The sequence below is a fragment of the Buchnera aphidicola (Lipaphis pseudobrassicae) genome, from assembly GCF_005081185.1.
Taxonomy (GTDB): domain Bacteria; phylum Pseudomonadota; class Gammaproteobacteria; order Enterobacterales; family Enterobacteriaceae; genus Buchnera; species Buchnera aphidicola_AD.
Genome location: NZ_CP034870.1, coordinates 277,896 through 303,668 on the forward strand (window position 1 = coordinate 277,896; position 25,773 = coordinate 303,668).

A 25,773-nucleotide genomic window follows, 5' to 3' on the forward strand; every position below is an offset into this window, starting at 1 on the left:
ATGATTAATAAAAAAAGAATAATTGTATTAGACACTGAAACTACAGGAATCAATTCTTTTAGTTTACCTCATATTAACCATAGAATTATAGAAATTGGTGCTGTAGAAATCATCAATCGTCGTTTCACAGGAAATAATTTTCATTCGTATATTCAACCTAATAGATTAATAGATCCTGAAGCATACAAAATACATGGAATTAGTAATAATTTTTTGGAAAACAAACCTATTTTTAAAGATATTGTTAATAATTTTTTAAATTATATTAATAATTCTCAATTAGTTATTCACAACGCTTCATTTGATATAGGTTTTATAAATCAGGAACTAGATATATTAAATAATAAAAATATAAAAACAATTAATAATTTTTGTTCTATAGTGGATACATTGAAAATAGCACGAAAATTATTTCCTGGAAAAAAAAATACATTGGATGCTTTATGTACGAGATATAAAATAAATATATCTCGAAGAAATTTACATAGTGCAATTATAGACGCTCAACTTTTAGGTAAATTGTATCTTTTAATGACTGGAGGTCAAGATTCTATATGTTTTAATAAAATAAATAATAAAACATCTTATCAAAAAAAAAAATATATTGTTAAAAACAAATCTTTACTAAAAATAAACGCTACAAAAAAAGAGATACAATTACATCAAGATTATCTTAGATATATGAAAAAAAATAATATATGTTTATGGGATAAATTTTTTCATAAATCTTAAAAAGATTATTGACTGCATTTTTAAAATATGTAAAATAGTATTATACAAAAAATAAGGTGCGGTAGTTCAGTTGGTTAGAATATCGGCCTGTCACGCCGGAGGTCACGGGTTCGAGCCCCGTCCGCACCGAAAAGTATTTCTGACAAAATAAAAAAATAATAAAATTATATTTTTTTGAAAAATAAGATATTTTCAATTATGTATAGAAAAATAATTTCTTCAGAATTAAACATTGCATCAAAAGTACTGCAAAAATTTTTGCAAGATAAAAATCAAATAGATAATATTCAAAAATCTGCTATTTTAATTTCAGAATCATTGAAAAAAGGAAAAAAAGTAATTTCGTGTGGAAATGGAGGATCTCATTGCGATGCAGCACATTTTGCAGAAGAACTAACAAGTCTTTATCGAGAAAAAAGATGCGGATATGCCGCAATATCTATTTCTGAAAGTAGCTATATCTCTTCAGTAAGCAATGATTTTGGATACGATCAAGTGTTTTCTCGGTTTATTGAAAGTATAGGATGTTCAGGAGATGCAGTTTTAGCTATTTCTACTTCTGGAAATTCCTTAAATATTATAAAAGCACTAAAAAAATCAAAAGAAAAAAATATAAAAACAATATCTTTAACAGGAAATAACGGAGGAAAAATTACAGGATTATCTGATATAGAAATATGTGTTCCCTATTTTGGATATTCAGATCGAATACAAGAAATGCATATTAAAATTATTCATATATTAATATTAATTATTGAAAAAGAAATGAAAAAATTAGTATAAATTAGATATTCAATGTTTTTTAAAAAATTAAAATCCTATAATAAATATAACAACTTATTTCCACTTTTTTATAAATACTATTTTATAGTTTCGGAATTTCTTTTTATGAGTGAGAAATACATTGTTACTTGGGATATGCTTCAAATTCATACTAGAAAATTAGCTAATCGATTATTACTTAAGATAAAATCTTACAATGGAATTATTGCGGTAAGTCGAGGGGGTCTTGTTCCATCTGCTTTATTAGCAAGAGAACTAGGAATTCGATGTGTAGATACTGTTTGCATTTCAAGTTATAATTATAATTATTTAAAAAAAAATAGAAAAATTATAAAAAAAGCAGAAGGAAATGGAGATAAAATTATCGTAATAGATGATCTAGTAGATACAGGTGGAACTGCAAAAATTATTAGAAAATTATATCCGAAAGCATATTTTGTAACTATTTTTGCAAAACCTATGGGTCGTTTACTAGTTGATGATTATGTTATAGATATTCCTCAAAATGTATGGATTGAACAACCATGGGATATGTCCATTTCTTATATTCCTCCTCTAGTTCAAAACTATAAAATTCAAAAAACATCTTAAAATAAAAAATAAAAAAAATTTTAAAAAAATTAAAAATAAAAAAATAAAATTGAAAAATGTTTTATTTCATAAAATAAACACATATTAAAAAGAGATATGTTTATGATAAGTAAAGAAGAAACAACAGTAGAAAATATTAAACATAAAAAATTAAATAATGAAAAAAATAATTTAATTGAAATTTTAGAAAATAAATTACAAGAAAATAAAAATAAAATATTAGAAAAAAAACTGCTTGCCAAACAAGAAGTTGAAATGGTTTTAAACCGATCAAATAAAGAAATTAATATATCTAAAAAATTTTCCTTGGAAAAACTAATTATAAATTTTCTTCCTATTTTTGATAATATTGAACGTACTTTAAATTCAATAGAAAACAATCAATTAAATAAAATATTATTAGAAATAAAAAATAAAATAGAATTTATATCTGAGTTATTAAATAAATCTTTTAAATTATTTAATATAAAGAAAATACAAGAGAAAAATGTATCATTTGATCCATCTATTCATGAAGCCATGTCTATTCATTACACAAATGAGGTAGAATCCAATAAAATTGTTACAGTTATGCAACCTGGTTACATTTTACATGAATCTCGTTTATTACGTCCAGCTATGGTAGTAGTTTCTAAGAAAAAAATATAAATACAGTTTTTTTTAGATTTAATAATATTATAAACATTAATAATTTTTATTAAATCTAAAATTATTTTTTATTTTAAATTGTATTTTTAAATAGTTAATTTTTTTCTTCTTCTTTCTTTTGGATCAACAATTAAATTCCTATAGATTTCAATTCTATCTCCATTTTTTATTTTTGAGTTTAAACGTACTACTTTATTATAAATTCCAACTTTTAAATTATATAATGAAAGACTATTTATTAACTGTAACACATTTGATTTCAAGATTGTATCTTTTACAGTAGCTCCTTTTTTCATATTTACTTCAAAAGAATATTGAATATTTGGTAGAGCATATATAACTGTAACTTTAAAATTACTCATATTTTTTATTTTCAATATTTATTCATTTCTGTTGTTTTCTTATATTATTACATATTATAAATTATTATTTGGAATAAACTTAATTATGCTGTATAAAAAAAATCATGATTTAAAACGTGTTAAAATTATTAATAAAAAAGCATATTATAATTATTTTATAGAAGATAAATTTCAATCAGGTTTAGTTTTAGAAGGATGGGAAGTAAAATCTATTAGATGTGGAAAAGTTAATATTACAGAAAGCTATATAACATATTATCTTAATGAGATGTATCTTTGTAATGCTCTAATTCAACCATTAAATTCATCTTCAAAATATTTTTGTTATAATCCTATACGAAAAAGAAAATTATTATTAAATAAAAATGAAATTGATTTTTTATACAGTAAAAAAAAAAATATAGGATACACTTTAATTTCTTTGTCTTTATTTTGGAAAAAATCTTGGTGTAAATTAGAATTTGGATTAGCAAAAGGAAAAAATATTCAAGATAAAAGAACCAATATAAAAAATGAAGAATGGAAAAAAGAAAGGATGAATATCATTAAAAAAAAACAAGGTATTAAAAATATTTTATGATACATGATAATGATGAAAAATGGATGAAAATTGCTTTGAAATATGCATATTATGCAGCAAAAAAAGGTGAAGTCCCCATAGGAGCAGTATTAGTTTTTCAAGAACGTATTATAGGAATTGGTTGGAATAGTTCTATCTCCCAAAATGATCCTACTGCACATGCAGAAATTATGGCTTTTCGTTTCGCTGGAAAAAAAATAAAAAATTATCGATTAATGAACAGTACGTTATACGTTACTTTACAACCTTGCATAATGTGTTGTGGAGCGATTATACAAAGTCGTATTAAACGTTTAGTATTCGGAGCAAATTATAAAAAATTAGACGATAAGCTTCATTTTAAAAATATTTTTTTAAATAATAAAAAAAAAATAAATTAAATATTAAAAAAGATGTTATGAAAAAAGAATGCTCTGATATTTTAATAAATTTCTTTAAGAAAAAAAGAAAAAAAAAATATTAATATTATATTGATTATTTTTATATTAAGATTCTAAAATAACTAAAGCATATGCATATAACTTTTGATCAGATATACTAACATGTATGGATTTACATTTGATTTTTTTTGATCTTTTTAAAGCATATGTTAAAAAACGTAGTTTTGGCTTACCTAAAGTATCATGGTACAATTCTAATTGATTAAATTTTATTTTAGAACTTATTCCTGTCCCTAAAGCTTTAGATGCTGCTTCTTTAGCAGCAAACTTTTTTGCAAGAAAATTAACTTTATGATTACTTAAAACATATTTTTCCCATTCATTTATAGATAAAATTTTTTTAGCAAACTGATGTTTATAATTAAAAAAAATTTTTTTAATACGTAATATTTCTATGACATCAACCCCTAAACCTACAATTGACATTGTAAACAAATACCTTTTATTTTAATTTATCTTTACGATAATCATTTTTTTAAAATTAGTTAAATATTAACATTAATTAATTTTAAAAAAATCAGTGATTTTTGAAAATGTTTTTTAAAAAAGTGTTGTTTCTTTTAAAGATTTACTTTAACCCATAAAATAAGATGAGTTTTTTGGGCGAATTCTTTTTCTATACCAAATCTTGATCTGATACTAATTTTTTTTATTTTTTCACCATTTGTACCAATAATAATTTTTTTTTGTCTTATATTTTTAACTAAAATAATAGCTCTTATATATAATTGTTTATTTCCTCTTATTTGAAAACGTTCAATCTTTACTTTTAACATTGAAGGTAATTCATCTCTTAAAAATAATATTAATGTTTCTCTAATAATTTCAGAGACAGTAAAAAAATGAGAGTTTTCTGTAATGTAATCTTTAGGATATATATGAGGATTTTTTGGTAAATAAGATTGAATTATCTTATTTAATTCAATAGCACTTTTAGTGTTTTTTGCAGAAATAGGTATAATTTCTGTAGTAATATTTTTTTTTTTTAAAAAATTAATAAAAGGTAGTAGTGCCTCTTTGTTTTTAATTTTATCAATTTTATTAATTACTATAATAATAGGAATACTATTTTTTTTGATTCTATTTAAAATATTTTCATCATCTTTTGTCCAAAATAATCTATCTACAACAAAAATTATCAATGTTAAATTTTTTATAGTTTTATGAAAAAAAAATTTTTTCTCTGAAATAACACCAGGTGTATCTATATAAATACTTTGATAATATTTTTGTGTTTTAATACCTATGATATTACTTTGTGTTGTATTTTTTTTTCTTGATACAATAGAAATCTTTTTTTCAATTATTTGGTTAATTAACGTTGACTTACCAACGTTTACTTTTCCAATAATAGCTATATTTCCGCAATATGTTTGTTTTGTATTCACTCGACACCTAATTTAATTAATGCTTTTTTTGCGGCATCTTGTTCAGCTTTTCTTCTGCTAGAACCAGTTCCAATTAAATATTCAGATAAAATAGTGATTTGACAATGTATCGTAAATAATTGATTATGAGCCTCTCCATATATTTTAACTATAGAATACGTAGGTAAAGATAAATGTTTTGATTGCAAATATTCTTGTAATCTTGTTTTAGGATCTTTTTGTGTATCTCCAGGACTTATTGTTTCTAAACGTTTTTCATACCATTTTAATATTAGCTCTTCTACTGTTTTAATATTACTATCTAAATAAATACTTCCAATCAAAGCTTCTACAGTATTTGCCAAAATAGATTCACGACGAAATCCGCCACTTTTAAGTTCACCTTGTCCTAATTTTAAATATTCTCCTAAATCGAATTCATATGCTATTTCAGCTAGTGTATTACCACGTACTAAAGTTGCTCTCATACGACTCATATCACCTTCATTAATGTATGGAAAATGTTGATATAAAGCATTGGCAATAACAAAACTTAAAATAGAATCTCCTAAAAATTCTAATCTTTCATTATGTTTACTACTTGCACTTCTATGTGTCAATGCTTGTCTCAAAAGATCTTTATGAGTAAAAGTATATCCTAGCACTTTTTGTATTTTTTTTGTTACGATATAGTTCATGTTATACCAGTTTTAATGATATTTTAATTAAATATATATGTAATAAGAAAAACAGAAAAATCTAATAAATGTGGAGTACATATATAATAATATGTAATTTAATATAAATATGAAATAAGTAATATTCAATATATATTTCCAATTCTATTTATACGTATACCAGTAGGCCATTCATTTTCATTTTTTTTAAAACTCATCCATATTTTAATAGCTTTTCCTACTAAGTTTTTTTCAGGAACGAACCCCCAATAACGACTATCTAAACTATTATCTCGATTGTCTCCCATCATAAAATATTCTCCTTCAGGTACAATCCAGTTTAATCGTTTCATATTTTTTTGTTGATAATAATCTTTTTTAGAATTTTTTATATTCTTTAGGAAAAGTATATTATGTTTCACATGATTAATGTTTTCTTCAACTAGTTCAAAATTTAATATTTTTTCTGTTGTTAACAATTTTTTTTCATCAATAAAATATATTTTTTGGGTAAATTCACTTGATTTAGCATTAGAATATTTAATCAATAATTTTTCTTGACAATTGTTTTTAATTAAATAATTTTTACAAATTTTTATGTGCTTAGTATTTAGATCATATTCGATTTTATCTCCAGGTAGCCCTATAACACGTTTAATATAATCTGTGTTGTAATCAATAGGATGTTTAAAAACAACAACATCGCCACGTTTAGGAAGGTTTGTTTGTATTAACATTGTATGTGTAATAGGATCTTTAATACCGTAAGAAAATTTTTCTACTAAAATAAAATCTCCAACTAAGAGAGTAGGCATCATTGAACCTGAAGGAATTTGAAAAGGTTCATAAATAAATGAACGTATAGTAAATATTATAAAAAAAATTGGAAAAAATGATGATAAAGATTTAAAAAAATATTTTTCATTTTCTATTTTTTCCACATATTTTATATCTAAATTCTCTTTAATTCGTTTCTTTCTTAAATAAAAATTTTTAATTTTTTTCAAATTATATTGAAACCAAAAAAAACCAGTCACTAATGTACTAATAAGTAAAAATACAGTTAATATATTAGCCATTTTCATTCCTTATTTTATTTTTTGCTAATATTTAAAATTTCAAGAAAAGCCCTTTTTGGCATGTTAACATTTCCTATTTTTTTCATTTTTCTTTTTCCATCTTTTTGTTTTTGTAACAATTTCTTTTTTCTGCTAATATCACCACCATAACATTTTGATAACACATTTTTTCTCAATTGCTTGATAGTTGATCGTGCTATAATACTATTGTTAATACTAGCTTGAATTGCAATATCAAATTGATGTCGAGGTATTAATTTTTTCATTTTATCAACTATTTCCCTTGCGAAACGTTGTGAATTTTTTTGATGCGATAAAATGGTTAATGCATCTATTTTTTCTGAGTTAATCAGTATATCAATACGTACCATATTAGTGGATTTAAAATATTTAAAATCATATTCTAACGATGCATATCCACTAGAAATAGATTTTAATTCATCAAAAAAATTTAACACGACTTCATTCATAGGTATATGATATTTTAATAAAACTTGATGAGTATGATAGATCATATTAGTTTGATAACCTCTTTTTTCTATACATAATTTTATAATTGCACCAAGATATTGTGGTGGAGATAAAATATTGCATTCAACTATAGGTTCTCGAATATCTTTGATAGTACTCATAACGGGAAAATTAGAAGGTGTATCTAGATAAAGTATTTTTCCATTATTTAATTCTATTTCATAAACTACTGTTGGTGCTGTTGAAATTAAATCAAGTGAATATTCTCTTTCTAAACGTTCTTGAACTATTTCCATATGCAACAAACCTAAAAATCCACATCTAAAACCAAATCCAAGAGCACTAGAGCTTTCTGGTTCATAAAACAATGAAGAATCGTTCAAACTTAGCTTTCCCAAAGCATCTCTAAATGTTTCATATTGATCAGAGGAAGTAGGAAAAAGTCCAGCGTATATTTGTGGTTTAACTTTTTTAAAACCAGTCAATTTATTTTTTGACGGATTTATAGTAGTTGTTAATGTATCACCAACTAAAGCGGCATTAATATTTTTTATTCCGCAAACAATCCATCCTACTTCTCCACATTTTAATTGTTTCTTCCTCAGTTTTTTGGGAGTAAAAATACCTATTTGTTCAACAAGGTAATTCTTTCCTGTACTCATAACTTGAATTTTATCTTTTTCAAACAAAATTCCATTTTTAATTCTAATTAAAGATACGACACCTAGATAATTGTCAAACCATGAATCAATGATTAGAGCCTGAAGAGGTTTTTCTATTGAACCATTAGGAGAAGGAATTTTTTCGATAATACATTCTACAAGCTCTTCTATTCCTTGTCCTGTTTTGGCTGAGCATTGAATTGCATTAGACGAAGATATTCCTATAATATCTTCAATTTCTTTACAAACTTTATCTGGATTAGCATTAGGTAAATCTATTTTATTTAGTACTGGAATAATTTTTAAATTCATATCTAATGCAGTATAACAATTAGATAATGTTTGCGCTTCTACTCCTTGTGTGGAGTCAACTATCAGTAGCGCACCCTCGCATGCTGATAATGATCGAGAAACTTCATATGAAAAATTTACATGACCTGGTGTATCAATAAAATTTAAATTAAAAATATTACCTTTTTTATTTTTAAAATTAATCATAACACTTTGTGCTTTAATAGTAATTCCTCGTTCTCTTTCTAAATCCATTGAATCCAATACTTGATTAAACATTTCTCTTTTAGACAATCCATTGCATATTTGTATTAATCGATCAGATAAAGTGGATTTTCCATGATCAATATGAGCTATGATAGAAAAATTTCTTATATTTTTCATGTTTGATATTATACCATTTGATTTTTTATATATTTTAACATGTGCTAAAAATATTTTTTATTATTTTTTAAATATTTCATTAAAATTATATTAATAATTATTAAGATTTTTAAATATAATTTATTTATTATTTTTTATGATATATAATATATTTTCTAATATAAAAAATTATATCAAAAAAACACTATAATCAATGTTATTTATGAATTTAAATAAAAATAAAAAAGTAATTGTTGCTATGTCTGGAGGTGTAGATTCATCAGTTTCTGCTTGGATTTTAAAACAAAAAAAATATCAAGTAGAAGGTTTATTTATGAAAAATTGGGAGGAAAATGATAAGGGAAAATATTGTAATTCTGCTCAAGATTTATTCGATGCTGAAAGTGTATGTAAACAATTAAACATATACCTTCATAAAATCAATTTTTCTCTAGAATTTTGGGACAATGTTTTCAAACATTTCTTGAATGAATATAAAAACGGTAAAACACCTAATCCTGACGTATTATGTAATAAAGAAATTAAATTTAATCTTTTTTTAAAATATTCTATTACGAATCTTAAGGCAGATTATATCGCAACAGGTCATTACGCACGTATAAAGAAAATGTCTGGAAAACATGTTCTTTTAAAAGGTGTAGATCTTAATAAAGATCAAACTTATTTTTTATATACTTTAAATAATTCTCAACTTAAAAAAATTTTATTTCCGATTGGATCTTTAAATAAAAATAAAGTTAGAGATATTGCTAAAAAACTAAATTTGACAGTAGCTGAAAAAAAAGATTCTACAGGTATTTGTTTTATAGGAGCTAAAAAATTAAAAAATTTTCTTAATCAATATATTTCTGAAAAACAAGGTGATATAATTACAATTGATGGAAAAAAAATTGGAAAACATTATGGTGCTTTTTATTATACTTTAGGTCAAAGAAAGGGACTAGGAATTGGTGGAATAAAAGGAGAGTATAATATACCATGGTATGTTGTAGATAAAAATATAAAAAAAAATATATTAATTGTTGCTCAAGGTTCTTATAATAAACATCTAATGTCTATAGGTTTAATTGCCAAAGACATTCATTGGATAAACGATATAGATTTTTCTTTTCCATTTTTATGCATGGTAAAAACAAGATATCGTCAAAAAAATATCAATTGCAATATTCAATATATAAATCAAAATAATATAAAAATTTTATTTGAATTTCCAGTTGCAGCAGTAACACCTGGACAATCAGTAGTATTATATCTATCAGATGTATGTATAGGCGGTGGAATTATAAAGTCTAGATTGCCATTATTATAATTTTAAAGTAGGAGATAATTGTGATTAAAAAAATTAATTCAATTACATTATCACTTGCAGGTATATGTCAATCAGTATATTTAGTACAAAGTTTAGCTTATTCAGGAAAATGTGATAATCATTCATTTAAAATATGTTTAGAAAGTATTTTACAAACAAATCCAACTTCTGTTATTTCAATATATGGCAATAATAAAAAAAATCTTATTATAGGATTACAAACTTTAATATCTATTCTAGGTTTTTCTAATTTTTCTTATTCATACATTGAATTTATGAAATATATTTTTGGCATGATAATTCTTGAAAAAAAATTACAACTTAATAATATTAATAAATATTCATTAAAAAAAAAATTATCTACTACATTAGAAAAATATAGTATTAATTATGATATTAATGTTTTAGTAAACGAATTAGCTAATATATATGTTGAAATTATTAGCTCTCTAGGTTCTAGAATTTCTATAAAGGGAATAAGAATATTTCTACAGAACCTTGAAATACAAAAAAAAATTCGATGTTTATTATTAGCTGGTATTCGTTCTATAGTATTATGGAAACAATTTGGTGGTAATGAACTTAAGTTAATATTTTTTAGATATGATATTATTAAAAAAGCAAAAAAAATGTTATGTACTTAAAAAAATATAATTTCAACTTTTAAAAAAATTTTAGGATGCTTAAGATATGAAGTTAACTCCATTGACAGCTGTATCACCTATTGATGGTAGATATAATCATTTTACTTGTATACTGAGAAGTATATTTAGCGAATTTGGTTTTTTAAGATATCGACTTAATGTAGAAGTTCAGTGGTTTAAAAAAATAATAAGTATGTCTGAAATCCTAAAAATCAATAATATTAATTATAAAGAAGTGTTTTTACTTGATAATATCATCAATGACTTTGATGAAAAAGATGCAGTTTATGTTAAAAGTATAGAAAAAAAAACGAATCATGATATTAAAGCATTAGAATATTTTTTAAAAGAAAAAGTTTCTAAATTAAAGAATTTTTCATCAATTTTAGAGTTTATACATTTTGGTTGTACTTCAGAAGATATTAACAATATAGCTTATGGATTAATGTTAAAAGATGCTCGTGATACAATAATTTTACCTTTATGGTTTAAAATAATTACAATTTTAAAAAAAATGGTTTTTAAATATAAAAACATTGCTTTATTATCTTTAACTCATGGACAACCAGCTACTCCATCAACTATGGGAAAAGAAATTGCTAATTTTTATTATCGCATGAAAAGTTGTTACGCAAAAATTAAAAATATAAAAATATTAGGAAAAATGAATGGAACAACTGGTAATTATAATGCACATTTAGCTGCATATCCTGAAGTTAATTGGCATGAAATTAGCAAAAATTTTGTAACTTCATTAGGAATTTCTTGGAATCCATATACTACACAAATCGAACCTCATGATTATATTGCAGAATTTTTTAGTTATATATCATTATTTAATACAATACTAATTAATTTTAATCGTGATATTTGGGGATATATTTCTCTTAACTATTTTAAACAAAAATCAGTAGAACATGAAATAGGATCTTCAATTATGCCACATAAAATTAATCCAATTGATTTTGAAAACTCTGAGGGAAATCTAGGTTTATCAAATGCTTTAATGAATCATATGATAAATAAACTACCTATTTCTCGATGGCAACGTGATCTAAGTGATTCTACAGTACTACGTAATTTAGGTGTAGCCATAGCTTATTCTATCATTGCATATAATTCTGTTTTATTAGGAATTAACAAATTAGAAATTAATAAATCACAAATGTTAAAAAATTTAAATGAAAATTGGTCTATTTTATCTGAACCTATACAAACTGTTATGCGTCGTTATGGAATTACAAACGCATATGAAAAATTAAAAGAACTAACACGTGGAAAAAAAATAAATAGATATATTATACATAAATTTATTTCTAACTTAGACATACCAGAAGAAGAAAAAAATCGATTAAAAGAAATAACACCTTATAATTATATTGGAAAAGCCAGTGAGATAGTTAATGAATTAAAATAAATCATTTTTTTATGTTAAAATAATTTTAAAAAATTTTAAGCAATTTAATAAAAAATATGCAGGAAATATTTCTTATGACATCGATAATATTAATTATTTCCATGATTTTTTTAACTGGATATAGTTTTGTTAATATTGAAAGATACTCTAAAATACATTATGTTTTAAATAAACATATTATAGAAAAGAGTATACATTATTGGAATAATTTTATAAACGATTCCGCACGCAAATATAATATTGAAAATAAATTAATTAAATCTATTATTTATGCTGAATCTTCTGGTAATCCTTATGCTAAAAGTAATTCTAATGCAATTGGATTAATGCAAATAAAACCATCTTCTGCGGGTGTTGAAATATATCGTTTAAATGGTAAAAAAGGTCAGCCATCTATTCAAGAATTATATAATCCAAAAATAAATATTGATATGGGCACTGCTTATATTCGTTTATTGCAAAAAAAACTGTTTGGTATAAGAAACAAAGATGTAATGAAATATGCTATGATTGTATCATATGTTAATGGCGTAAGTGCTTTGCTTAAAATATTTTCTAAAAATAGACAGGAAGCAATATCTATAATAAATACTATGACGACAAAAACTTTTTCTGAATATGTAAAAAAAAACATCCAGCAAAACAGGCCTCTCATTACTTAACAAAAGTTATAATGATTTATAATTTACTTTAAAACTTTTACAGAGATATTTTATAATAAAAAAATCTATTAAATTAGAAATAATATAACATAATATCTTTTGTCGAGATTTAAAAATGGAATTGTTAAAGAACAAAAAAATTTTAATAACTGGAATATTTAATAAAAAATCAATTGCTTTTGATATAGCAAAATCTATGTATAGTCAAAAAGCAAGATTAGCTTTTGTATGTCAAAATGAAAAAATTACTAGTAGAGTAAAAAAATTAGCAGAATCATTTAAATCTAATATTGTACTATCATGTGATTTCAGTAATGATGTAAATATAAAGAATATGTGTTTGAATTTATCAAAAATATGGAAAAAATTTGATGGATTAGTACATTCTGTTGCTTATTGCCCTAAAAAATTTTTTGATGGAGATTTTATCGATAATATTACTAGAGACGGATTCAATATTTCTCATGAAATTAGTTGCTATAGTTTTTTAGGATTAGTCAAAGAATGTAGAAAAATGTTAAATAATCATTCTTCTTTATTAACATTATCTTATTTAGGTTCGAAACGTGTTGTACCTAATTACAATGTTATGGGATTAGCAAAAGCTTCTTTAGAAGCAAATGTTCGATATATGGCTTATACATTAGGTAAACATAATATTCGAGTTAATGCAATTTCACCTGGTCCAATTAAAACTATTTCTTCATATAGTATTAAAAATTTTAATAAAATACAAAAACATCATCGTTCATCTGCATTGATAAAAAATTCTATCACTGGAGAAAATATAGGTAATGTTGCATCTTTTTTGTTATCTAACTTATCTATTGGAATTACTGGTTCAGTTATTTATGTTGATAATGGTTTTAATGTTAGTTCTATAAGATAAATATATCATATTTTTTTAATTAAAAATTAATTTTATTTAAAATACAAAATAAATTTCTTTAAACAAAAATTAAAAATTAAATGTTTTGATAAGTTTTTTTCAAACAATATTTATGCTGTTTTATAAAAAAGCTACATATTTAAATAAATTGTTAAGCTTATAAAATTATTGATTTTTTACTATGACAATTAGGTTTTATCATTATGTTCCAAAACCATCCATTACTTGCACAGTTGAAGAAAAATCTACATGCTAAAACACCACGTGTTGAAGGCATAGTAAAAAGTACTGAAAGAGGATTTGGATTTTTAGAAATTGATGCTCAAAAAAGTTATTTTATACCTCCTAAAAACATGAAAAAAGTCATGCATGGAGATAAAATAATCGCATTATTAAAAATAGAAAAAGATAGAGAAATAATTGAGCCTGAAAAATTAATTGAACCTTTTTTAAATAAGTTTGTAGGAAAAATAGAAAAAAGAGATCATAAATTATTTATTATACCTGATTATCCAATGTTAAAAGATCTTATAATATGTCAAAATGATACAAATTATATAAATACCCTGCAAAATGGTGATTGGGTTGTAGCAAGATTAACAAAACATAAACTTAATGGAAATAACTTTTTTTATGCTGAATTAATTGAAAAAATTATAAAAAAAGATGATCCTTTAACACCATGGTGGGTTACTTTAGCACGTCATAATCTTGCTAGAAAAGAACCATTAGCAAATAAAGATGATTTTATATTAAAAGAAAATTACTATAGACAAGATTTAACTAATTTAGATTTTATTACTATAGATAACAGTCATACAAAAGATATTGATGATGCTCTTTTTATTAATCAAACTTCCGATGAAGGATTTTCTCTAATTGTAGCAATTGCTGATCCGACTGCTTATATAAAAAATGATAGTAAACTAGATCTTATTGCATATCAAAGAAGTTTTACTAATTATTTACCTGGATTTAATATTCCTATGTTGCCTAGAGTTTTATCAGAAGATATATGTTCTTTGAATCCAAATGTACGTCGTCCAGTACTAGCATGTCATATTAATATTTTAAAGGATGGAAACATATCCAATACAACTAAATTTTTCTTAGCATGGATAAAATCTAAAGCAAAATTATCTTATGAACATGTTTCAGATTGGATTGAAAAATCCGGTATATGGAAACCTCCTAATAAAACTATAGAAAATCAAATATTATATTTACATCGTTTATGTTTATTACGTATACAATGGCGTTTAAAAAATGCTGTATTATTTAAAGATAATCTAGAATACCGATTTCATTTTTCTGAAAACGGAAAAATTGTAGACATTTTTGCTGAAAAAAGACGTATTGCTCATAAAATCGTTGAAGAAGCTATGATAGTTGCAAATATATCTGCAGCTAATTTTTTATCTAAAAATCTTGGATTTGGGATATATAATATACATTCTGGATTTGATTATTCCAATGCCGAAAATGTAGTAGCTTTCTTAAAGAATTATAATTTAAATTTCACTGTTCAAGAAATTATTACCTTAAAAGGTTTTTGTAAACTTAGACGTGTTCTAAATGTTTTATCTAATAACTACATTGATAGTAGAATTCGTCGTTTTCAATCTTTTGGTGATTTTAGTACTGTTCCTGCACCTCATTTTGCTCTTGGTTTTTCAGAATATGCAACTTGGACTTCTCCTATTCGAAAATATAGTGATATGATTAATCATCGTTTATTAAAATCTATTATTAATAAAGAAAAATCAATTAAACCTAGCGAAGAAATTAAATTAAAAATCAGTGAGCAAAGAAGAAGAAATAGAATTGCTGAAAGAGAGATTTCAGATTGGCTTTATACTATATTTTTACAAAAAAAAGAACAAAGAAATAAAAAATTTAAAGCAGAAATAATTGATATCGTAAGAAATGGAATAAGAGCTCGTTTGATAGAGAATGGTGCTAATGTTTTTATTCCTGGCGTATTTTTACATAAAATCAGAGAAGAATTAACGTTTGATCAAGAAATGGGGAAAGTTTTTATTAATGGTATTATGTATTATAAAGTATCTGATTTCATTTATGTTACCTTATCGGAAATTCGATTGGAAACTCGTAGTATTATTGCTAAACCTGAAGATTAACTTTAATAATAAAGTATTATATACGTATAAAAATGTTTTAAATAACATAAAATGTTTTTAAAGAAATTATAAAAATTCAACATATATTAGGAGAAATATAATATATGAATATTTCAATTTTTGATCTATCTATATATATAAAATTTTTTATAGGATTGTGCGCTTTAGTCAACCCCATTGGAATGATTCCTATTTTTACTACTATGACTCATGGTCAATCTACTTTAGAAAGAAAAAAAACAAATTTAATAGCTAACTTTTCAGCATCATTAATATTAATTATGTCACTATTTTTTGGTAGTAACATTTTAAGTGCATTTGGTATATCTATTAGTTCTTTTCGTATTGCTGGAGGAGTTCTTATTATTAGTATAGCTTTTTCAATGATTAGTGGAGAATTTATAAACAAAATAAAAAAAGTAAAAGAAAAAAAAGAAAATCAAACATCAGACAATATAAGCGTCGTTCCTTTAGCAATGCCTTTAATTGCAGGACCTGGTGCAATAAGTTCAACCATTGTATGGAGTACTTATTATTCTACTTGGATGAACTTATTAGGATGTAGTTTAGTTATTCTTTTATTTTCATTTATATGTTGGTTATGTTTTCAAGTTGCTCCTTGTGTAGTAAACATTTTAGGAAAAACAGGAATTAATATTGTCACTCGTATGATGGGATTATTATTAATGTCTCTTGGAATAGAATTTATTACTATCGGAATTAGTACTGTTTTTCCTGGATTATTAAATTAATAATTTTTTATATAAAATTTATGAATCAGATTGTACAAAATAAAATTATTTTTTTTCGGGATTTAGGAATTGAACATTGGTCAAATACGTTTGAAAAAATGAATAATTTTACAATATCTCGTAATTTTTATACATTAGATGAAATATGGTTTGTAGAACATTATCCAATATTCACCCAGGGACAATTGAATCAAAAACCAAATTTAAAATATATAAAAAATATACCTATAGTGAATGTAAATAGAGGTGGTCAAATTACATATCATGGACCTGGACAGCAGATATTATATTTTTTAATTGATCTCAAACGTCGAAAATTAAATATTCGTCAACTAATAGATATCATGGAAAAAACCATAATAACTACTTTGAATGAGCTTTCTATAAAAAAAGCATATACAAAAATAAAATCACCAGGAGTGTATATACATAAAAAAAAAATATGCTCTTTAGGTTTAAGAGTAAAAAAATATTTAACTCTTCATGGTTTAGCTATTAATGTTAATATGGATTTGACACCTTTTAGTTATATTTGTCCTTGTGGAGATATAAATATAAGAATGACACAAATAAAAGAATTTAAAAAAGATATTACTTTAGAACATTTAAGAAATATTTTAGTTAAAATACTATCTAATTTTTTTTGTGTCATGATGGTAAAAAAATAGTTATAAATCAATTTTTTTTAAAAAATATTAACAATATTAAATATAATTTTTTAGAAAAAATTTTTACATTATTATATAATGTATATTTTAATGCCCGTAGTTGAGAAAATGAATTCCATGAAGATGAATAAAGATATTTTATTAAAAAATAATATATCAAAAAAATTAAATATAATTCCAACTAAAAAAGTGTGTAATTTACAAATAAAATTAAAAAAACCTGATTGGATAAAAATTAAGACACCTATTAATACATCTCGTATACACAAAATAAAGAGTGCTTTACGTAAAAATAATTTATATTCTGTTTGTGAAGAAGCACATTGTCCTAATTTATCTGAATGTTTTAATAAAGGAACTGCAACATTTATGATACTAGGACCAATATGTACAAGAAATTGTCCATTTTGCGCAGTTTCTCATGGTATACCAAATCCTGTGAACACTAAAGAACCTGAAAAATTATCTAATGCTATATTTGATATGAATATTAATTATGTAGTAATTACATCAGTAGTACGAGATGATTTATATGATGGAGGAGCTCAACATTTTGTTAATTGTATTCAATCTATTAGAAATAAAAATCAAGTAAAAATAGAAATATTAGTTCCTGATTTTCGAGGAAGAGTAGATTTAGTTCTAAAAATATTTAATCAATCATTACCTGATGTTTTTAATCATAACATAGAAAGCATTCCTAGGATGTATAAAATTATTCGTCCTGGTGCAAATTATAAAAAATCATTAACTTTATTGGAATCATTTAAGAAAAAATATGTTAATATTCCTACAAAATCAGGTTTAATGTTAGGACTTGGTGAAACAGAAAAAGAAATCATTCAAGTAATGCAAGATCTTTATTCAAGTGGAGTAACTTTACTTACAGTGGGGCAATATCTTCAGCCTAGTATTCATCATTTTCCAGTACAACGTTATATACCACCTAACGAATTTAAAAGGATAAGAAAAGAAGCTTTATCTATTGGTTTCTCTAATGCTTTTTGTGGTCCCTTTGTTCGTTCATCATATCATGCTAGTTTTCAATCTTTTTTATCTTTTAAGAAATCAAATTGATGTTATTTTAAGATGAATTTTTATAAATATTTTTATACATCGTATACCTAACAAGTTATGGATAAAAATTTATAGAAAAACAATATTTTTTATTGTTGTATATTATTTATATTAGAGGTTATATAGTGTTAAATCCTATTTCTTTCAATATTCCTAAAATTATCATTGCATTAGATTTTTCTGATAAAAAATCTGCTATGAAGCTAATTGATCTTTTAAATCCATCTATTTTTTATTTAAAAATTGGTAAAGAAATGTTTACAATTTTAGGTTCTAAATTTATAAAAGAATTACATCAACTGGGATTCAACATATTTCTTGATTTAAAATTCCATGATATTCCTAATACTGTTTTTAATGCTACAAAAGCTGCTGCAGATTTAGGAATATGGATGTTAAGTGTTCATGCAGCAGGAGGAAAAAAAATGTTAACTTCTGCAAAAAACGCTTTAAAATCTTTTAAAAAAGCACCTTTATTAATAGCTATTACAGCATTAACGAGTTTAAGAGAAGAGGAATTACAAGAAATTGGAGTAAAAAGTTCATTAACAGAATATATTTTAACATTATCAAAATTATCTAATGATTGTGGTTTAGATGGTGTTGTTTGTCCAGGAAGAGAAGCAAAAAAAATTAAATTTTTATTTGGAAATCAATATAAAATTATTACACCAGGAATTAGATGTTCTAAAGATTTATTATATGATCAAAATAACATTATTACTCCTAAAGAAGCTAAAAAGTATAAAATAGATTATATAGTAGTAGGACGTTCTATTACAAAATCAAAAAATCCAATTAAAAAATTGGATTTAATAATAAAATCTATGCAATAAAATAAATCTATAATTTTCAATTAGGAAGTTTTATGCAATTAATAAAAACAGAAAAAGCTATATTACCTACTCCTTGGGGTAATTTTTTTATTTTTGGTTTTGAAGAAAAGGACAATGGAAAAAATCATATTGCTCTTGTGTATGGAAATATTAAAAAAAACACCCCAATTCTCTCTAGAATACATTCAGAATGTCTTACAGGTGATGCACTTTTTAGTTTAAGATGTGATTGTGGTATTCAATTAGAAATGGCTATGAAAATCATTTCTAAAGCGGGAAATGGTGTGTTAATTTATCATCGTCAAGAAGGAAGAAACATTGGTTTATTGAATAAAATAAAAGCATATGCTTTGCAAGATCAAGGATTTGATACTGTAGAAGCAAATGAAAAATTAGGTTTTTCTGCAGATGAAAGAGATTTTTCATTATGTGCTGATATATTTAAAATATTAAAAATTAAAAAAATACGATTATTAACAAATAATCCATTCAAAGTACAAATGCTTAGTAAAGCTGGAATAAACATCGTAGAACGTATCCCTATTATATCAGAAACTAATCCTAAAAATTCTTTTTATTTAAAAACTAAAGCTAAAAAAATGGGTCATTTATTATATGAATAAATTTTTTATATAAATTTTAAAAAAATTATGAAGTTTAATTCATAATAAAAAATATTAATATTTTTTATACAAGTATTACTCGTATAAAAAAATAAAGTTTTTTTTAAAATGATTTAAACTTTTTTTAAATTAATTATAATAAAGGACTTAAAAAATAAAATATATTTTCTAATATTCTAGTCCAATATGCTCTCATAGACCAAACTTTTTTATCTAATAAAACAGAATCAGAAATATATTGCTTTTGTATAAAAAATAAATTTTTTCCAAAATGACTATCGTCAATTACCAATGTAATTTCGAAATTTAGCCAAAGACTTCTCATGTCTAAATTAACAGTACCAATTAAACTCAATTGTTGATCTACTAAAATACTTTTACTATGTAGTAAACCTTCTTTAAATTGATAAATTTTTACACCTGCTTCTAGTAATTCAGTAAAAAAAACTCTACTTGCCCATTTTACTAAAATGGAATCATGATATAAAGGTATAATAATACTAACTTTAACACCTCGTTGAGCAGCAGTGCAAATTGCATATAGTAAATCTTCACTAGGTACTAGATAAGGTGTAGTTATAATCAATTCATTCTTAGCCGAATAAATGGCAGTTAGTAAGGCTTGATGAATCATATTTTCAGGAAATCCTGGTCCTGAAGCAATAACTTGTATACTAGAATTTTTATTAGACTCACTTTTTAATATTGTTTTATTTGGTAATTGAGGTAAAATTTTTAAACCAGTTTCGATTTCCCAGTCACAAGAATAAATAATTCCTATTATTGCAGCTATAGGTCCTTCTATTCTAGTCATCAAGTCAATCCATTGACCAATTCCAGAAGATTTTTTAAATAAACAAGGATCAACAAGATTCATGCTACCTGAATAAACAATATAATTATCGATTAATATAATTTTTCTATGTTGTCTGACATCTAATCGTCTTAGAAAAATTTTTAATAAACTAACTTTTAAAGATTCCACTACTTGAATTCCAGATTTCCTCATAATGTCAACCCATGGGCTTCTAAAAAAAGCTATACTTCCAGCAGAATCTAGCATTAATCTACAATGTATTCCCCGTTTTGCAGATTCAATTAAAGCTCTTGCTACGTCATCTGCTATTCCACCGGGTTTCCAAATATAAAACACCATTTCAATATTTTTACGTGCCAATGAAATATCGCGTATTAAAGTTTCTATAGTTTTATTAGTATTAGTTAACAGTTTTAATTTATTGCTTTTGATTCCATAAATTCCTTGCCTATGTTTACATAATTGAAATAAAGAAGTAGCTACCTCACTATTTTTTAATTGAAAAATATATGTGCAAGATTTTAATTCATTTAACCATTTATTAGAAACAGACCAAATTCTATTTGCTATTTTTTTTTGTCTTTTCCCTAAATATAGTTCACCAAAAAAAAACCAAACAGAAATTCCAATAAACGGAATAATATAGACAGTTAACAACCAAGACATAGAAGAAGGTATACTACGTCTTTTTTTAATTAAAACACGAAAAGTAATATTTGCAATTAATAACCAATATATTAGAAATATCAAATATTGTATTAAAAAAAAAATATTCATCCATTGAAAGGCCTATTTATACTTGTTAAAAAAAGTTTTTATTTTAAATTCAATTATTTATTTTAAATAAATTATATATAATGATTTTTATTTAATATACTTAAGTAGTGGTAAACTTTTATAGATATATTTTTGCAATAAATATTTAAAACCAATGCAAATATATTTTTTTAAAATATGTATTTAGTTTTTAATCATTTTAAATAATCAATACATAACAACGTATTTTAATTTTTTTAGTATATGTTTTAGTTAAATGATACTCATTGGCAATAATTCACATGGTCTTCCTGACTTATCAATTGCAACATAAATAAATTGAGATTCTACGGCGCAATAATATTGCCCTAATGGTTTTGAATAAATTTTTTTAATCCACGTTTCTACATCAATTTTCATAGAGCTTTTTCCAACTTTAATACATTTTGCATAACAAATTACAATATCTCCTACTGATACAGATTTTAAAAAAGTAATATTATTAACTTTTACAGTAACAACTTTTCTTCCTGAAATTTCTTTTGCCAATATTGCTCCACCCATATCCATTTGAGACATGATCCAACCACCAAATATATCACCATTAGCATTGGTATTTTTAGGCATTGCAAGTGTTTTTAACACTATTATTCCCTTTGGTAAGATTTTTTTTTCTGACATTACTAAAATATTCACTCTATTATAATAAAATTATTTTTCTTTTAATATTTTATAATTTATATAAACACCAGTTATTAAAACTAAAATGAATGTTAAAAATGTAAATCCAAAAACTTTAAAAATAACCCAAGTTTGTTCTGAAAACCAAAATGCTATATAAATATTTAAAATACTACAAAATAAAAAAAATAAAGACCATATTAAATTAATTTTACGCCAATAGACACTAGATATATTTATATCTCTTTCTAAAAATCTTTGTATTATTGGTTTATTTGTAAAAAATTGACTAATTAATAAAATCATAGAAAAAACAATATAAATTATTGTAATTTTCCATTTAATAAATTGACTATTATGAAAAAATATTGTAAGTAAACCAAAAAAAGTAATCATAAAAAAACTAAATAGATTAATTTTATCTATTTCGTTATAAAAAATCCAATAAAACAGACATATCGTTCCAGACATAACAATTAAAGATCCGGAAGCTATAAAAATATCATAAAGATTATAAAAAATAAAAAAGACAATCATTGGTATAATATTTAATATTTGTTTCATAATTTAAACCTAAATAACATTTGAATTTTGAGAACGTAAAAAAATCATATAAAATCGAAATAAATATATAATTAAAAGCGAATATAATACATTTATACTCATATGTAATATTAAAAAAATAAGATTCCTATTAAGAAAATCAATACTAGAGAGCATTGTTGTGATAATAAACTTGCTAAACATCCAAAATAAAACACCTGATCCTATTATTTTTATATGTTTCCAAGAAACACGCATACTAAAACGAATAGATTCTATTAAATTATGTTGTTTAAAAGAAAAAATTATTGGTGCTAAAGATAACAATATTGATAACAATATACCTAGAATAATAAAAAACATAAAAGCTAATTGAACAAGAAAAGTTACAAGAAAATTTAATAAAAATAAATTAGGAAAGGATGTAAATAAAGAAAATGCTGAAGATATAATTGATTCTTTTTTATTATTGGATAAATTAGAAATTAAAACAATCATACTTCCTAATAATAATGTTTTGCTTAATAATAATTCAACAATTTTAAAAATAGAATATTTCAATAGTTGGTTTTTTTCTTCTAAATTCATTTTATTAATTAAATCTAGAAATGAATGCACATGAATAAGTTGATTGTTTTCTATGATAGAAACAACATTCATGTCTGGTTTAACAAACATATCGGTTAATATGCTAACAAATGTAACAAAAATAGATATTAAAAAAATTTTTCCTATTTGTTTAGAAAAAAAATGATATGTATCATTACGTATTTCACTAGCTGTAATAATCATATGTATATTCCTTATAAATATTATATCCTAAAGATTATACATATTATTTTGGAGAAAAATATTTTTTATATAAAAAATATCTATTCTATTTTAGTAGCAATTTTTAATTTTTTAACCATATTTCTTATTTTAAGAAGCATTATATCTTCTTCATTTAAGTATTTCTCAATAATATTTATTATTGCAGAACCACATATTACACCAGATAATCCTGATGACATAGCTTCTTTTATTTGAAAAATATTAGAAATACCAAAACCTTGTAATAAAGGTATAGAATTATATTTTTTTATTCTTTTTATGAAATCTTTAGATATTAATAAATTTTTGTTTTCAATTCCAGTTACTCCAGATCGAGATAATACATAAATATATCCTTGTGCATATAAGGAAATTTTATATAATAAATTATTGTCTGCTTCAGGTGGGCATATAAAGATAGAATTAATTTGATATTTATTTGCAGTTTCATAAAAAATTTTTGATTCTTCGATAGGAACATCTGCTATTAATACTGAATCTACACCAGAATTATGGCATTGAGCATAAAAATTATCAATACCTTGATTATATATAAGATTGGCATATATTAAAATACCAATAGGTATATATATATTATTTTTTCGTATATTTTTTAATGTTTTAAAATATTGAAAAAAGTTATTTTTATTAGATAGTGCTCGTAAGTTTGCTTTTTGAATAGTAGGCCCATCAGCTAATGGATCTGAAAATGGTATTCCTATTTCTAAAGCGTTTGCTCCATTTTTTATTAAAACCTCAATTATTTTTATTGATTGTTCTAAATAGGGATCACCTAACACTATAAATGGAACAAAACATCCTTCTTTTGTTTTATATAATTGATCAAAAACTTTTTGATATCGGTTCACTATTTTTTTTCCTTTTTATTTAAAATATCATAAACTGTAAAAATATCTTTATCTCCTCGTCCAGAAAGATTAACAATAAAAATTTGTTCTTTTTTTGGATACATATTCATTAACTTTAATGCGTATGCTAATGCATGAGAAGACTCTAAAGCAGGTATTATACCTTCTTTTTTACATAATATTTGAAATGCATCAAGTGCTTCTTTATCTGTAATAGATACATATTTAGCACGATTAATACTATTCAACCAAGCATGTTCTGGACCAACAGATGGAAAATCTAATCCGGCTGAAATTGACCAAGATTCTTGAATTTGACCTTCATTATTTTGCATTAAATGAGATTTCATTCCAAAAAAAATACCAGTTCTACCATGTTGTAAAGGAGCTCCATGTTTTCCTGTATTTATACCTTTACCACCTGGTTCAACTCCTATTAGGTTAACTTTTTTTTCATCAATAAATTCTGAAAAAATACCGATGGCATTAGAACCACCTCCAACACAAGCAATAATTGAATCTGGTAATCTATTTTCTTGTTCTAAAATTTGTTTTTTAGTTTCTTCTCCAATGATTTTTTGAAATTCTCGAACAATGATAGGATAAGGATGGGGTCCTGCCGCAGTTCCAATCATGTAATGAGAATTTTTATAACTATAGGACCAATCACGTAGTGCTTCATTGCAAGCATCTTTCAAAGTTCCTGATCCGTTTTTTACTGATATAACTTCTGCACCCATTAATTTCATGCGAAAAACATTTGGATGTTGTCTTTTAACATCCTTGATTCCCATATAAATTCTACATTTTAAATTTAATAATGCACAAACAATTGCAGTAGCTACACCATGTTGACCTGCACCAGTTTCAGCAATAATTTCTTTTTTTTTCATTTTTATTGCTAACATAGCTTGTCCTAATACTTGATTAGTTTTATGAGCACCACCATGTAATAAATCTTCTCTTTTAAGATAAATACGAGTTTTTGTATTTTTAGTTAAATTATTACATAAAGTTAATGGTGTAGGTCTACCTGCATAATTTTTTAGTAAATTAAATAATGTTTTATGAAAATTAATGTCTTTTTGAGAATCAAAAAAATTTTTTTCTAATTCTAATAAAGCTGGCATTAATATTTGAGGAACATACATTCCACCAAATTCACCAAAATAAGGATTTAGTAAAGTCATAAAATAATTTCCTATTTTT

28 protein-coding genes, 1 tRNA gene and 1 pseudogene are annotated in these 25,773 nt (G+C 23.9%); 18 read left to right on the top strand and 12 right to left on the bottom strand.

Annotated elements, in window-relative coordinates:
• The first annotated feature begins 3 nt into the window (after positions 1 to 3).
• From dnaQ to D9V70_RS01295, 5 genes are all read left to right on the top strand, one after another.
• Positions 4 to 732 carry a DNA polymerase III subunit epsilon gene (gene dnaQ, locus D9V70_RS01275; RefSeq protein WP_158356283.1) on the top strand — a complete coding sequence of 243 codons (729 nt, stop codon included), beginning with the start codon at positions 4 to 6 and terminating at the stop codon, positions 730 to 732.
• A gap of 55 nt (positions 733 to 787) precedes the next feature.
• Positions 788 to 861 (top strand) — tRNA-Asp (locus D9V70_RS01280).
• Between the two features lie 69 nt (positions 862 to 930).
• Positions 931 to 1,515, top strand: coding sequence for a D-sedoheptulose 7-phosphate isomerase (gene lpcA / locus D9V70_RS01285; protein ID WP_158355957.1), 585 nt, complete (start codon positions 931 to 933; stop codon positions 1,513 to 1,515).
• A 105-nt stretch (positions 1,516 to 1,620) separates the two neighbouring features.
• Positions 1,621 to 2,106 carry a xanthine phosphoribosyltransferase gene (gpt, locus tag D9V70_RS01290; RefSeq protein ID WP_158355958.1) on the top strand — a complete coding sequence of 162 codons (486 nt, stop codon included), beginning with the start codon at positions 1,621 to 1,623 and terminating at the stop codon, positions 2,104 to 2,106.
• A gap of 102 nt (positions 2,107 to 2,208) precedes the next feature.
• Positions 2,209 to 2,754: a nucleotide exchange factor GrpE gene (locus D9V70_RS01295; RefSeq protein WP_158355959.1), complete on the top strand. Its 546-nt coding sequence runs from the start codon at positions 2,209 to 2,211 to the stop codon at positions 2,752 to 2,754.
• A gap of 86 nt (positions 2,755 to 2,840) precedes the next feature.
• Here D9V70_RS01295 and D9V70_RS01300 read toward each other — a convergent pair whose 3' ends face one another.
• Positions 2,841 to 3,116: an RnfH family protein gene (locus D9V70_RS01300; RefSeq protein ID WP_158355960.1), complete on the bottom strand. Its 276-nt coding sequence runs from the start codon at positions 3,114 to 3,116 to the stop codon at positions 2,841 to 2,843.
• 85 nt (positions 3,117 to 3,201) lie between these two features.
• On the opposite strand from D9V70_RS01300, the gene smpB reads away from it, so the two are divergent.
• A complete protein-coding gene (smpB, locus tag D9V70_RS01305; RefSeq protein WP_158355961.1) occupies positions 3,202 to 3,696 on the top strand; it encodes an SsrA-binding protein SmpB in 495 nt (164 codons plus the stop codon).
• Positions 3,693 to 4,159: pseudogene (tadA, locus tag D9V70_RS01310) on the top strand (tRNA adenosine(34) deaminase TadA). Before smpB ends, tadA begins: the two are co-directional and overlap by 4 nt.
• Before the next feature lie 22 nt (positions 4,160 to 4,181).
• Here the strand turns inward: tadA and acpS are convergent.
• From acpS to lepA, 5 genes are all read right to left on the bottom strand, one after another.
• Complete coding sequence (gene acpS / locus D9V70_RS01315; protein ID WP_158355962.1) at positions 4,182 to 4,562, bottom strand: holo-ACP synthase; 381 nt, start codon at positions 4,560 to 4,562, stop codon at positions 4,182 to 4,184.
• A gap of 134 nt (positions 4,563 to 4,696) precedes the next feature.
• On the bottom strand, positions 4,697 to 5,524 hold the full coding sequence (era, locus tag D9V70_RS01320) for a GTPase Era (protein ID WP_158355963.1): 828 nt from the start codon (positions 5,522 to 5,524) through the stop codon (positions 4,697 to 4,699).
• Positions 5,521 to 6,201, bottom strand: a complete 681-nt coding sequence (rnc, locus tag D9V70_RS01325) for a ribonuclease III (RefSeq protein ID WP_158355964.1) — start codon at positions 6,199 to 6,201, stop codon at positions 5,521 to 5,523. Before rnc ends, era begins: the two co-directional genes overlap by 4 nt.
• Before the next feature lie 125 nt (positions 6,202 to 6,326).
• Positions 6,327 to 7,259 (bottom strand): signal peptidase I, encoded by a 933-nt coding sequence (lepB, locus tag D9V70_RS01330; RefSeq protein ID WP_158355965.1) that lies wholly within the window; start codon positions 7,257 to 7,259, stop codon positions 6,327 to 6,329.
• 14 nt (positions 7,260 to 7,273) lie between these two features.
• Entirely contained in the window at positions 7,274 to 9,067 is a 1,794-nt protein-coding gene (gene lepA / locus D9V70_RS01335; protein WP_158355966.1) for a translation elongation factor 4, read from the bottom strand.
• Between the two features lie 202 nt (positions 9,068 to 9,269).
• Here lepA and mnmA point away from each other — a divergent pair, with 202 nt between their 5' ends.
• The 11 genes from mnmA (at position 9,270) to ribA (ending at position 20,085) form a co-directional block, all read left to right on the top strand.
• On the top strand, positions 9,270 to 10,376 hold the full coding sequence (gene mnmA / locus D9V70_RS01340) for a tRNA 2-thiouridine(34) synthase MnmA (protein WP_158355967.1): 1,107 nt from the start codon (positions 9,270 to 9,272) through the stop codon (positions 10,374 to 10,376).
• Positions 10,377 to 10,396: 20 nt separating this feature from the next.
• Positions 10,397 to 11,020, top strand: a complete 624-nt coding sequence (hflD, locus tag D9V70_RS01345; protein WP_253254823.1) for a high frequency lysogenization protein HflD — start codon at positions 10,397 to 10,399, stop codon at positions 11,018 to 11,020.
• Positions 11,021 to 11,066: 46 nt separating this feature from the next.
• The gene (gene purB / locus D9V70_RS01350) at positions 11,067 to 12,437 is read left to right on the top strand and encodes an adenylosuccinate lyase (RefSeq protein ID WP_158355968.1); all 1,371 of its coding nucleotides are present in this window, start codon (positions 11,067 to 11,069) and stop codon (positions 12,435 to 12,437) included.
• Between the two features lie 74 nt (positions 12,438 to 12,511).
• The gene (locus tag D9V70_RS01355) at positions 12,512 to 13,099 is read left to right on the top strand and encodes a transglycosylase SLT domain-containing protein (RefSeq protein ID WP_158355969.1); all 588 of its coding nucleotides are present in this window, start codon (positions 12,512 to 12,514) and stop codon (positions 13,097 to 13,099) included.
• Positions 13,100 to 13,214: 115 nt separating this feature from the next.
• Complete coding sequence (locus tag D9V70_RS01360) at positions 13,215 to 13,988, top strand: enoyl-ACP reductase FabI (RefSeq protein WP_158355970.1); 774 nt, start codon at positions 13,215 to 13,217, stop codon at positions 13,986 to 13,988.
• Positions 13,989 to 14,191: 203 nt separating this feature from the next.
• Entirely contained in the window at positions 14,192 to 16,129 is a 1,938-nt protein-coding gene (gene rnb, locus D9V70_RS01365; RefSeq protein ID WP_158355971.1) for an exoribonuclease II, read from the top strand.
• Positions 16,130 to 16,233: 104 nt separating this feature from the next.
• Positions 16,234 to 16,881: a YchE family NAAT transporter gene (locus D9V70_RS01370; protein WP_158355972.1), complete on the top strand. Its 648-nt coding sequence runs from the start codon at positions 16,234 to 16,236 to the stop codon at positions 16,879 to 16,881.
• A gap of 20 nt (positions 16,882 to 16,901) precedes the next feature.
• Positions 16,902 to 17,549, top strand: coding sequence for a lipoyl(octanoyl) transferase LipB (gene lipB / locus D9V70_RS01375; protein WP_158355973.1), 648 nt, complete (start codon positions 16,902 to 16,904; stop codon positions 17,547 to 17,549).
• Between the two features lie 117 nt (positions 17,550 to 17,666).
• Positions 17,667 to 18,626, top strand: a complete 960-nt coding sequence (gene lipA / locus D9V70_RS01380; protein ID WP_158356285.1) for a lipoyl synthase — start codon at positions 17,667 to 17,669, stop codon at positions 18,624 to 18,626.
• Positions 18,627 to 18,751: 125 nt separating this feature from the next.
• Complete coding sequence (gene pyrF / locus D9V70_RS01385; RefSeq protein ID WP_158355974.1) at positions 18,752 to 19,462, top strand: orotidine-5'-phosphate decarboxylase; 711 nt, start codon at positions 18,752 to 18,754, stop codon at positions 19,460 to 19,462.
• 32 nt (positions 19,463 to 19,494) lie between these two features.
• Positions 19,495 to 20,085: a GTP cyclohydrolase II gene (ribA, locus tag D9V70_RS01390; protein WP_158355975.1), complete on the top strand. Its 591-nt coding sequence runs from the start codon at positions 19,495 to 19,497 to the stop codon at positions 20,083 to 20,085.
• Between the two features lie 133 nt (positions 20,086 to 20,218).
• On the opposite strand, the gene cls is transcribed toward ribA, so the two are convergent.
• The 6 genes from cls to trpB form a co-directional block, all read right to left on the bottom strand.
• Positions 20,219 to 21,679 (bottom strand): cardiolipin synthase, encoded by a 1,461-nt coding sequence (gene cls / locus D9V70_RS01395; RefSeq protein WP_158355976.1) that lies wholly within the window; start codon positions 21,677 to 21,679, stop codon positions 20,219 to 20,221.
• Positions 21,680 to 21,931: 252 nt separating this feature from the next.
• On the bottom strand, positions 21,932 to 22,339 hold the full coding sequence (gene yciA, locus D9V70_RS01400; protein ID WP_158355977.1) for an acyl-CoA thioester hydrolase YciA: 408 nt from the start codon (positions 22,337 to 22,339) through the stop codon (positions 21,932 to 21,934).
• Between the two features lie 30 nt (positions 22,340 to 22,369).
• A complete protein-coding gene (locus tag D9V70_RS01405) occupies positions 22,370 to 22,903 on the bottom strand; it encodes a septation protein A (RefSeq protein WP_158355978.1) in 534 nt (177 codons plus the stop codon).
• Between the two features lie 9 nt (positions 22,904 to 22,912).
• Positions 22,913 to 23,674 carry a YciC family protein gene (locus D9V70_RS01410; protein WP_158355979.1) on the bottom strand — a complete coding sequence of 254 codons (762 nt, stop codon included), beginning with the start codon at positions 23,672 to 23,674 and terminating at the stop codon, positions 22,913 to 22,915.
• 80 nt (positions 23,675 to 23,754) lie between these two features.
• Positions 23,755 to 24,564, bottom strand: coding sequence for a tryptophan synthase subunit alpha (trpA, locus tag D9V70_RS01415; RefSeq protein ID WP_158355980.1), 810 nt, complete (start codon positions 24,562 to 24,564; stop codon positions 23,755 to 23,757).
• Positions 24,564 to 25,754 (bottom strand): tryptophan synthase subunit beta, encoded by a 1,191-nt coding sequence (gene trpB / locus D9V70_RS01420; protein WP_158355981.1) that lies wholly within the window; start codon positions 25,752 to 25,754, stop codon positions 24,564 to 24,566. Before trpB ends, trpA begins: the two co-directional genes overlap by 1 nt.
• Between the last annotated feature and the right edge of the window lie 19 nt (positions 25,755 to 25,773).